A 10,762-nucleotide genomic window follows, 5' to 3' on the forward strand; every position below is an offset into this window, starting at 1 on the left:
TGTGCGGGCGCGTCAATGACAGGATTATCGCGGTCTCACAGTTTGCCGGTTAGCATCTGTGAGACCGATTTGTTGAAGCACAAAATGCGGTCTACACAAATGCGGTGGTAGACCGTGAGGATGAGCTAGCAATGTTTTGGTACATATTGGTTTGCATCATGACGTCCTCGCTTTTGCCGGTGGTTCCACGCGAACCCCGGCGCTTCATTGCTTGTTAGAATAGCATTAGATTTGCGTGCAGTCAACACTCATGGTAATTTAGTTTAATTCACATCACGGCGCTTTGCCGCGACCAGCTTCCCCGTTAGCATACATTCTGACTGGATGCTGGTAAAATACGGGTAACGCAGGCGACTTGCACGTAAGATGCTGCCCAAGTATCGCCATAATTCGAACACGTTCATGCATCCATATCATTTTGGGAGGATTCCAATGACCACCTTTTACTTCATCCGCCACGGCCAAACCGACGCCAACGTCGCGGGCATTAAGCAAGGGACCATCAACGACGAGCGAACCCACCTGACCGCCACCGGAATAAACCAGGTCGCACAGCTGCACGCGGCGTTTACCCTTGATTTTGCCGATGCGCTTTTTTGCAGCCCACTCGACCGCACGCGCGAAACGGCGGCAATCTTAAACCAGGCCGCCAAACTGCCGGTGACCTTAGACGACCGGCTCCTAGAAATCTCGTATGGTTCCTGGGACGGCAAGCGCAACGCCGACTTGCTGGCCGCCTTCCCCGACGTCTTTAACCCAACACTCCAGGATGTTTTACCCAGCTACGTCGATTACGCAACTGGCGGTGAATCCTTCGCGGCGGTGCGCAAGCGGGTGGCAAACTTCATGGCTGACCGCGCCGCGGAAAACCCCGACGGCCAAATCATCTGCGTCACCCACGGCTTCACGGTCAAGGCCGCCGCGCTTGTTGCCCTGCAACCAGAGAATCCGATGACGCTGCCAGAGCCGGAGAACGCCAGCGTCACCAAAATCACGCTGAAGTCAGACGGCCGTTATTTTGTCTGGTACTACAACCGCACAAGTAGCAGTGCGTTTTGATGTGGCAGCACCACGCTGATAGCCGCACACCCTATTCCATTAGACGCCAAGCAAAAAGCGGCACACCACTTCAAACCGTCAAGTTCGGTTTGAAGTGGTGTGCCGCTTTTTTCCTAGAACAGATCTTCCAGATCGGCGCGAATCGGGGTGTTTAACCCCGCGTGCTTGCCGGCTTCCCGCAGTGATTCAAGCGCCGGGCCATCGGGCACCTTCACGTCACGCTCGAACGCGTTGTGCTGAAGTGACAGCATCACTTTGGCCGCCGTAATCTCCGGGTCACCGCCCTTTTCAAGCTTCCGGTACGCCTTCAGCAACATCGCTAGACTCGCCGGGTCGGACATTTCGTTATACAAATCATGAACTGCATCTTGAACTGATAATTGTGTCTGCATCATTTCAACCTCCTGCCAAAACAAGCGGAACAAAACAGTCAAATCCGTTATTTAACCACCTTTATCCTAACACTTTTCCGCACGCCTGTCGCATCAGCCCGGATACAGTTTGCCGGCAATGAGCAGCTGGCGCAGGCGCGTCAAGCCGGTCTTCAGTTCGGCCAGGGAGCGCACGCTCGACAGGGAGACGCGAATGTACTTCTCACTGCTCTCCGGTCCCACCAGGAAGCGGTCCGAGTGGTAGTAACGAATCCCGTTGTTCAGGCCGTACTGCTCAATTTGCCGGCCCGTCTCGCCGTTATCGACGATGTGCACCCACCGGAACAATTGCCGGTTATCCACGGCAGCGGCTGCGGGTTCGGGGAAAATTTCGTTAAAAATGGCGTTGCTGCGCTCAACCAAATTAATCTTCGCCTGCGTAATCTTTTGGGCCGCGCCACCGATGATTGCCTGGGCGACAAACTCACTGTCGATGGCCGAGGTCTTCATGTTAATGTTCATAAGCGCGTCCATCAGCTGCGTGCGGAACTTGGGGGCAAACACCAGGTAGGCAATCCGGAGTCCAACCGCCAGTGGCTTGGTCATGCTGCAAATGTACACGCTGTGCTCCGGCGCCAGGGTCGCGAGCTTCGGCAACTGCGGCGTCAACCCCAGCTTGAGGAACCCCTGATAGTCGTCCTCGATGAGAATCAGGTTGTGGCCGCGAACCACGGCGGCCAATTCTTCGCGGCGCTGCGCCGAAATCCGCACACCAGTTGGGTTGCTCCCCTCGGGCATCAGGTAAACGCCCTTCAGCCCCTGCGTGCGGGCAACACTGGCCAACTCGTCGGCGGACATGCCCTCATCGTCGCCCCTAATCGGCACCAACTTGAGCCGGGCCATCTTGGCAATCTCGATGAAGTTCGCGTACGTGAAGAAGTCCACGGCAATCCGGTCGCCGGGACGAAAGAGGCCAAGCAGGGTCACGGTCACGGCATTTTGCCCCCCAGACACGATGGCCATGTTGTCGTCAAGAACGCCATCAACCCCGAAGCGTTCCAGGTACATTTTGCCCGCGCGCTTGTGTGCCGGCAACCCGGTTGGGGCGTCGTAGTTCAGCAGCTCCGGAATGTTATTCTGCGCCGCCACTTCCTTAATGACCGGCACCATCATCTTGTTGCAGGAATCAAACGCGGACACAAGGCCGAGATCAATGGCGTCGCTGCTGGCGTTCTTCGCGATGATGATGGACTCGGTCGCGTTTTGCGCCACGAACGTCCCCTTGCCGACAACCCCGTACGTCAGACCGCGCTCTTCGCTCAGCTTGTACGCCTTGGTAACGGTCGACAAATTCACGTCGAGAAAATCGGCGAGCTCCCGCTGCGGCGGCAATTTCGTGCCCGGAAGCAAATCACCCCGTTCGATGGCGGTGTGCATCTCGCGGACCAAGGCGACGTAAACGGGCCGTTTTAGTTTCGTTTTATCCGGTCGCCAGGTGAGCGGGTAGGTATCAAAAGAGTTAATGGACATGGCGTGCGGCCTCCGATAGATTGTTTGGCATACAATATTGCTGCTGAATGTGTGTTTTTCTCCACTAGAATAGAGTTTAACATACATATTTAAGAAAGATTCGAGGTTGATTGCAATGGCAAATGAATTTCCCCAAGCAATGGTAATTGGTGGTTCCGACTGTGATGGTTCCGCTGGTATTCAGGCGGATTTGCACAGTTTCTTCATGCGCGGCGTGTACGGCACCGTGGCCCTGACCGCCGCGGTGGCCGGCAACTCGTACGGAATCCACGACAGTGTGACCCTCCCGCTGCCGTTCATCGCCAAGGAGTTCGAGGTGCTCGCGGACGACCTGAAGATTCGCGCAACCAAGACCGGCATGCTGGCAGACGCGGCGCTCATCAATACCGTGGCCGATAACCTCGAAAAGTACGACTTCGGCAAGCTCGTCCTCGACCCCGTAATTGTCACCAAGCATGGTGCCTTGCTGCTGGAAGCCGATGCATTCAACACGCTCAAGCAGCGGCTCATCCCCATCGCTGACGTCATGACGCCGAACTTTTACGAGGCGGAACACTTGGTTAACCGCAAGCTGAAGAGCAAGGACGACATTATCGCCGCCGCCAAGGAACTGCAGGGACTCGGCGCCAAGAATATCATGATCAAGGGCCAGCGGAGTGCGGACCTCGACACCGTTGACGATTTCGTCCTGCTCGAAAGCGGCAAGAGCTTCTGGCTCCCCGCGCCATTCTTCGACACCGACCGCCGCAACGGAACCGGTGACACCGTGAGTGCGGTCATCGCCGCCGAACTGGCAAAGGGCAACGACGTGGAAAGTTCCATCCGCATTGCCCGCAGCTTCGTCAGCGAGGCCATCATGCACCCAATCGCGGTTGGCCACAAGTTCGGGCCCATTAACCACTGGGCTAACGAGCTTGTGCACCCCGCAGATTAAGCCATGGCCCACACAATCGTTAACCAGCCGCAGCGGCCACTCCCGCGCCTGATTATCAGTCAAGATTTGTCCGGCGTGGGCCAAGTCTCCATGGGCGTGGCGCTGCCCATCGTAGCGACGCTGAACGTGGAGCCGGCCATTCTGCCCACCGCGCTTTTGTCCGCGCACACCGCCTTCCCCGGTAGCACCTTCACCGACCTGTCTGCCAGCATGCCCGCCACGCTCGCACACTGGCAGGCGCTGGGCCTGAATCCGGCCGGTGTCTATTTGGGCTACCTCGGCAGTGCGGCGCTGAACGTGTGGCGTAAGTGGCTACCCCAGTTTGCGGCCAGTTCTGTGTGCCTCGTCGATCCCGTGATGGGCGACGGCGGCAAGCTCTACCGTGGCTTTGATGATGCGTACGTCACCGGCATGCGCGCGCTGGCCCAACAAGCCACCATCATCACGCCCAACATCACCGAGTCGGCGTTGCTGCTGGACCAACCCCTGCCGCAGGGGCCGATTCAACTGGCCACGCTGCGGGCAATGACCACGGCACTAGCAAGCAAATTCAACGCGGCCGTGGTGCTGACCGGTGTGCCGTTACCAGAGGGAGACCTGGGCACCGCCGGGCTGACGACGACGGACGCAGAGCCGTTTATTCTACGCCAACCCCGCCTGCCCGGTACGTATTTCGGCACGGGCGACATCTTCGCTAGCGTGCTCGCGGCGGGCCTGGTGCGCGGGCTACAGCTACGGCCACTATGCACCGCGGCCATGGACTTCATCGATGGCGCCATTAAGCGGACGTTAATGGCCGGCACCGACCCCCGCTTTGGCGTGCAGTACGCCGCCGGATTACCCGCACTCCAACAATTTTTCACAGATAAGGAAGCGACTAACGATGGGCCACAGCTCTAAACTACGCAAAATTATTTTCACCGCACTGTTTGCGGCAATCATTTACATTGGCATCTCGGTGCTGCGAATCCCTATCCCCGCCATGGTGGGCCGCCCGTTCGTCCACTTCGGCAACCCGCTGATGGACCTCGCCATCATCTTCCTGGGTGGTGGCTACGGCTTCGTTGCGGCGGCCATCGGTTTGGGCGGCTTCGACGTGCTCAACGGCTACGCGGCGACCTCCTGGCTGACGGTGCTCGAAGTCGCCGTAATGGCCATCGTGCTGACGAGCGTCCTGCGCATGTTCCGCGGTGACGACCGGCCGCGCAACATAATTATCCTCGGCATCATCGCCGGGGTCACCAAAATCTGCACGACCATCATGGTGGGTACCGTTGAAGCGATGCTGGTGGGCAACCACTTCATCCCCGCGGTTGTCGCCGCAGTGCTCAGCCTGCCCGCGACCATCATTAACTCCGTCGCCACCGCCATCATCGTGCCCATTTTGTACTTCGCGTTGCGGCCAATGTTTCACCGTTTCAGCGAGTAAACCAGCAAACTAATAGCGCGGCCCGTCAGCAGTGTTGCTGGCTGGTCGCGCTATTAGTTTGCGGTTAATCACGTTGCCGCGATATTCTGACGCTGGATGCGCCTAGTGCACCGGGACGCGATTACTGCAGCGTCCGCCGCCGTGCACTAATGCGCTGCAACGCCCAGCCGAGCAGCCAGAATGCGGCGGCCCAGGCACTAATAGTCGCAAATATTTGCCACAGCGGGATAACGCTGAACTCATTCTTATGCAGAACCATTGCCGAAAAATTGGTCAGCTGGGCCGGGAAGAATCGCCGTAAATTTGCCGGCACAAGCGCCAGTATGTGTAGTGGCTGCGCGAACGTGAAGATTGCCAGCAAGAAGATGCCGACCAGCTCGCTGCGACTCAGGAGGCTAACCACCAGCCCCGCGCCGGTAAACATTACCAGCCAGCAGTTAAACAGCCCCCACTCGGCCACAATGCCCCGCCACAGCGGCAGCACGTAGACGTGATCTCGGAGCGTAAAGACCACCGGTGACTGCAGGGTGCCAAAGTCATGCCCCGGAATCAACATCTGACTGAGCAGCATGGCCAGCGCGACGAAGATGAGGATGCCGTTAATCACCGCAATGGTGACCGCGGCCCGCAACAGCGCCCGCCTAAACGCACCCAGCGGCACCACCTGCATGAAGCTATCCGTGCGGGCACGGTGGTCGCAAAACATGGCAAAGCACGCGGTCACCAGCCCCATAATCAGGATAATCTGCAGGACCGTCTGACTGTTCAGCAGGTGCCCGTTATTGTACATCGGTAAATTTAGACTGACGCCGAAAACCCCGGCAAAGTTGTTGATGACCGCCGCACTCGTGTCAATCTGGGCCAGCCGGTTCATGTTGTGGTCCAGCTCATAGCGCAATACTGCCGTTATTTCTTTAAAAAAGTTGGGATCACCATTGCTAATCACGGTCTGCATGTAATCGGTGTACGTCCACTGCTTATTCACGTGCACATCCTTCGTGTCCGCGTCGTACATAATTTGGTTGACTCGCCGGTAATCACGACGTTTGAGTGCGGCAAGTTCGCGTTGCTGAACTTTCCGTTCAACGTTACTGTACTCCCCGGATTTGCTATCGTGCTCCAGATACCAGACCCAAAATTGCCGCTCGCCTTCCGTAGTTGGCTTGGCCATGTGCACGACGTCGGAGGTCTGCGAAAAGCCCATCCCGTGTTTGGCGGTGGTCGTCCAGCCAACTGCCAGGTAGCTGAGCAACACCGTCAGCAAAATCAGCCAAAACAGGTGCAGACCCCACGGCTGTTTTTTCCATTCCAAAATTAAATGTGCACGCATCGCTGCACCCCCTTAATTGAGTAGTTGCACCAGCCGGCGGTCCCGCAGCCGTAGTAACGCCGCGCTGAGGCCAACGCACACCAGCGACCAGACCGCAAAAATCAGCACCACCTGCACCAGCGGCAACGCGCTGTACGCCTCCGCGTGGCGCGCCACACTGCCCAGGACGACAAAGTTCGCCGGCAAATAGGTCACTAGTGCGGGCGGCAACAGGGCCAAGATTTGCAGCTGCGGCGCAAACACCACTAGGAGCAGCAGACTAATCCCGACAATTTCGTTGCGGCTCACCAGGCTGAATAGAAACATGCACGCCCCGGCGAAGACAAACCAGAGATTGGCAAGCAGCCACCAGCCCAGCCACACTTGCCACAGCGGCAGGACAACGGTTTTGTCCAGCAGCGTGAAGGCGACCGGAAACAGCAGCGACCCGAAGTTGTGGCCCGGCAGTAGCGTGAGCGCAACAATGGTCCCCGCACTAATCAGCAGCACGATGGCGTTCAGGATTGCCAGCGTCACCGCACCGGTCGTTAATACCCACCCCAACCGGCTGAACGGCGCCACCTGCATTAAGCTGTCCGTCCCGCGCTTACGATCCCGGTAAAACACCATCGCGAACACGGTCACCGCCATGATGATGATGGCCAGCGACTGCAGTTTGCCATCACTGCCCCAACCGGCCATGCCAATCGTCCAAGCAAATGCATTCAGCACCGCCGAGTGGGTATCCACCTCCATGAGCATGTTGAGCTTGTGCTTAACCAAATAATCCTGCGCCGCATTCCGGGAATCGGTTTGCGCGTTACCTGGGTAAACAAAATCGTCGGGAATTATCGGCGCCATGCGCGCGAGCGTCGGGTACTTCTGCCCGACTTGCTGCACAATCTGGTTGGCGCGCACAAAATCACGGGCCTTAATCGCCGCCAACGTCTGTTTTTGTGCGGTCAGGTAGCCCCGGTCTTGATCAGTGGCTGTTTGCGCGGCGCTTTTTTCCGTTTCCTTGATTGTTTGCGTCATTTCGTACTCCACGAAATCAAGCTCGGACTTGGTCGTCCCGGTTGCCCGCACCGTCTTTTGCCCCATGTAGGTGACGCCGTGCCATGCCGTCAGCTCGTGGTGGACCGCAAACCCGCCAATCACAACACCGAGAATCACTGTCCAAAACAGGTAGAGGAGCCAGGGCTGCTTTTTCCACTCCAGAATAATTTGTGCTTGCATCCGCCCACCCCCTACAACTGCTCGCGGCGGGCCAGGATGACCGCGCAAACGCCGTACAGCGCCAGCGCCCAGATGAGCATCACCGCAATCCCGGCGCCGATGGACATGATGGGCCAGCTGGTCTGGTGCAAAATCACCTTGGTGAAGTCAAAATAGCCGCTCGGGATAAACTTGGCCACCGCGCGCAGCGGCCCCTGCCCCAGCGCTTGGCTAGTCGCCATTAGCAGCGTGATGCCGCCAAGCACGACGTTAACCCCTAGGTTGCCGGACAGCAGGCTGACCAGTGCGCTGAGCATCATTAAAAACAGCACCGCCGCCAGCAACATGCCGCACACGAGCGTGAAGTAGTGGCCGAGCGTCATGATGCTCGCGGTGTGCCCGTCCGCCGAGTACACCAGCGGGTACGACCAGGTGCCCCAGCCGAATTTCACCCCAGTGATGACGTACGTGACGCCACAAGCGAGGGCAAAGTTCGGTAGCGTCAGCGCGAGGAACGTGGCCATCCGCGCGGTGAGTAGTTTTAGTTTACCCGTGGGCAGGTTGTTCATGAAGCTGATGGTGCCCTCGCGCTTTTCACTGGTGAACAATTGCCCCAGCTGCACGATGAACACCGCCAAGATGACCAGTGGCGACACGTGGTAGAGAAACTGGAACGGCAGGTACGCCGCGGCCGGTGCGTTCGCCTTGTTCGCCGGGATCTCGGCAATCTTGTGCTTGGTGAGGTAGCCGTAGAACCGCACGTCCTTCTTGCGCCCAATGAGCGTGGTCTCTAGCGGCACCCCGTCGTAGTGAATCAGCTCCAGGTCGGCGCCGTGGCCGGCCTTGGTCTCACGCAGACCGAACTGCGCAAGCGCGAGGAGTGCCTTGTTCAGGTCATTGACCGAACCGCTGGGCACGGGGCTGATTAACCCAGCATTGGCCATGGTGAGGTCACTGAAATACGGTGATTCGGCCTCCTTGTGGGCCAGGCTGGCCTTTTGCGCCGGCGTTTTGTGCTTGATTTTCTTCAATGCCTTAATGGAAGCGCCCAGATTGGTGATCGCATTCGCATACGATTCGGTTAACTTGGCCCGTGAATTGTCCGTGGTCCCGATGGCGGTGAAAAAAGTACCCAGTAGCAGGATTAAAAATGCCGCAAAGATGACGACGTTCGTGCTGCTCCACACGTTTTTCTTCAAATCAAACTTAATCTGTTCAAACATTGGCGGCCGCCTCCGTCATGAACATTTGCGTGTACAGGGCCATCATGTCCTGGCCGGTGTTGGTCACGTCGTTGATTTGCTGGTCCTTCAGGAAAAAGACGTTGTCACAGACCCGCCCAACGCTGTCCATCTGGTGCGACGACACGAGCAGCGTCTTGCCGGCCGCGCGTAACTTGCGGAACTCCTGCTCGAACTGCTGAATACTGGTCGGGTCCAGGCCGTTGAGCGGCTCATCGATAAACATCGTCTGCGCATCGCTAATTATGTACATCGCCAGCAGTGCGTGTTGCTTCATCCCCAAAGACAGGCTCTTAATCTTTTTCTTGTAGTAACTCTGCATGCCGAGTTCTGCCACGGTGGAGTCGACGTCCACGTCCGACTGCCACATCTTCTTCACGTAGAGCAGGTGGTCACGCACCGTTAAATCGGCGTACAGATGGTTTGAACTCTCCAAGAAGAATAGCTGTTTCAGGAAGGCGGTGTGCTGTTTTTGCAGCGACACCCCGTTCAATTCAATTTGGGCGTCCCGGCTGGGCAGCAGCCCGCACAGCAGCCGCAGCAAGGTCGTCTTCCCGGTACCGTTGGGGGCCACCAGCCCGATGATCTGCCCGTCAGCGAGGGTGAAACTCACGTCATTTAAAATCGGTTTGTCCTTGAACGCAAAACTCAAATTTTTCACTTCCAGCATTTTAACCGCCTCCTCATTTTAATAAAATAATACCACTTCTTAAGCCACAATAATATACGAATGAAATCGCTCACAAAAAAACGATTTGTTCACCACGTAAATCACGAACAATCCGCGTCATCATGGGACTAACCCGGAAAATTATTTTTAAATTCGCTCCGAATTGATGTATACGCATTCACTAAAATAGGATAAAATAGCAAATAGGAAGATGATTAGAAACGGAGGCAGAAAAATGAACAATTGGACCACAGGTGTACGCCACTTGGTGCTTGGTAGCCTGTCCTTACTGGCGGCTTCGGTGTTACTTACGGGTTGCGGGCAAAAGCTCAGTTTGGACGTGCCAGACACCGTCAGTATTGCGCAGACCGGCGACGGTGTGCTGAAGGGTAAAACGAGTGCCGGCGCCAAGGTAGCAATTGATACCGGGAAGAAAACAACCAGCACAACCGCCGACAAGAAGGGCAAATTCACCCTCAACATTGACTCCAGCTACCTGACCCAAACAACAACGAAGGTCACGGCAACCAAGGGCAACGCCAAGGAAACGGCCAAGGTGAAGGTGAAGCGCGCAGATATCGAGCGCGCCAAGGCCATCACCTTATCGCGCAAGTACACCACGTCGTACATCGTTGATTCCCAGGAAATACCAACTGTTTACCTATTCAACGAGAAACTGAAGACGGTTGACCAATCTGTGGACGGTTCACATGATTTCAACCACGCAAAGTACAAGGGTACCCTTGAGGACGGCGCCACGTTTAAGATTGGCGGTGATCAGTTCAGCGTGCACCACCACGCACCCGGCAACTCGTTTGAATTAATCGTCGACGAATCCGGCCAGCCAACCCAGGTGGCCCGGGAGATGGACCCAAAGATTGCCATTGAGTATTACCGACTATACACGGAATAATGCGTAACCAATGAGGAGGCTCCGCGTTGTGGGGTTTGGCCTCCGGGTCCGGGCTGGGCCTCGGGTGTGCTTCGCCGTGGTCGCTGTGGCG

11 protein-coding genes are annotated in these 10,762 nt (G+C 57.0%); 5 read left to right on the plus strand and 6 right to left on the minus strand.

Annotated features, from left to right (window positions below):
* Positions 1-432 precede the first annotated feature (432 nt).
* Positions 433-1,059 carry a histidine phosphatase family protein gene (locus tag EKN00_RS03750; protein WP_127848818.1) on the plus strand — a complete coding sequence of 209 codons (627 nt, stop codon included), beginning with the start codon at positions 433-435 and terminating at the stop codon, positions 1,057-1,059.
* A gap of 113 nt (positions 1,060-1,172) precedes the next feature.
* Here the strand turns inward: EKN00_RS03750 and EKN00_RS03755 are convergent, their stop codons facing one another.
* A complete protein-coding gene (locus tag EKN00_RS03755; protein ID WP_127848819.1) occupies positions 1,173-1,454 on the minus strand; it encodes a bacteriocin immunity protein in 282 nt (93 codons plus the stop codon).
* A 90-nt stretch (positions 1,455-1,544) separates the two neighbouring features.
* Entirely contained in the window at positions 1,545-2,960 is a 1,416-nt protein-coding gene (locus EKN00_RS03760) for an aminotransferase-like domain-containing protein (RefSeq protein WP_164848013.1), read from the minus strand.
* Between the two features lie 115 nt (positions 2,961-3,075).
* On the opposite strand from EKN00_RS03760, the gene thiD reads away from it, so the two are divergent.
* From thiD to EKN00_RS03775, 3 genes are read left to right on the plus strand one after another with little or no spacing between them, the layout of a single operon-like run.
* A complete protein-coding gene (gene thiD, locus EKN00_RS03765) occupies positions 3,076-3,894 on the plus strand; it encodes a bifunctional hydroxymethylpyrimidine kinase/phosphomethylpyrimidine kinase (protein ID WP_127848821.1) in 819 nt (272 codons plus the stop codon).
* Positions 3,895-3,897: 3 nt separating this feature from the next.
* Positions 3,898-4,794: a pyridoxamine kinase gene (locus EKN00_RS03770; RefSeq protein WP_127848822.1), complete on the plus strand. Its 897-nt coding sequence runs from the start codon at positions 3,898-3,900 to the stop codon at positions 4,792-4,794.
* Positions 4,778-5,323 (plus strand): ECF transporter S component, encoded by a 546-nt coding sequence (locus EKN00_RS03775; protein WP_127848823.1) that lies wholly within the window; start codon positions 4,778-4,780, stop codon positions 5,321-5,323. Before EKN00_RS03770 ends, EKN00_RS03775 begins: the two co-directional genes overlap by 17 nt.
* Positions 5,324-5,444: 121 nt before the next feature.
* Here the strand turns inward: EKN00_RS03775 and EKN00_RS03780 are convergent, their stop codons facing one another.
* From EKN00_RS03780 to EKN00_RS03795, 4 genes are read right to left on the minus strand one after another with little or no spacing between them, the layout of a single operon-like run.
* Positions 5,445-6,653, minus strand: coding sequence for a hypothetical protein (locus EKN00_RS03780; RefSeq protein WP_127848824.1), 1,209 nt, complete (start codon positions 6,651-6,653; stop codon positions 5,445-5,447).
* A gap of 12 nt (positions 6,654-6,665) precedes the next feature.
* The gene (locus EKN00_RS03785) at positions 6,666-7,868 is read right to left on the minus strand and encodes a hypothetical protein (RefSeq protein ID WP_127848825.1); all 1,203 of its coding nucleotides are present in this window, start codon (positions 7,866-7,868) and stop codon (positions 6,666-6,668) included.
* A gap of 11 nt (positions 7,869-7,879) precedes the next feature.
* A complete protein-coding gene (locus EKN00_RS03790) occupies positions 7,880-9,070 on the minus strand; it encodes an ABC transporter permease subunit (RefSeq protein ID WP_127848826.1) in 1,191 nt (396 codons plus the stop codon).
* Positions 9,063-9,758, minus strand: a complete 696-nt coding sequence (locus EKN00_RS03795; RefSeq protein WP_127848827.1) for an ABC transporter ATP-binding protein — start codon at positions 9,756-9,758, stop codon at positions 9,063-9,065. The genes EKN00_RS03790 and EKN00_RS03795 overlap by 8 nt, the downstream gene beginning before the upstream one ends.
* 235 nt (positions 9,759-9,993) lie before the next feature.
* Between EKN00_RS03795 and EKN00_RS03800 the strand changes: the two genes are divergently transcribed.
* Complete coding sequence (locus tag EKN00_RS03800; RefSeq protein WP_127848828.1) at positions 9,994-10,671, plus strand: hypothetical protein; 678 nt, start codon at positions 9,994-9,996, stop codon at positions 10,669-10,671.
* Positions 10,672-10,762: the final 91 nt, after the last annotated feature.

The sequence above is a fragment of the Lacticaseibacillus hulanensis genome (assembly GCF_004010095.1).
Classification (GTDB): domain Bacteria; phylum Bacillota; class Bacilli; order Lactobacillales; family Lactobacillaceae; genus Lacticaseibacillus; species Lacticaseibacillus hulanensis.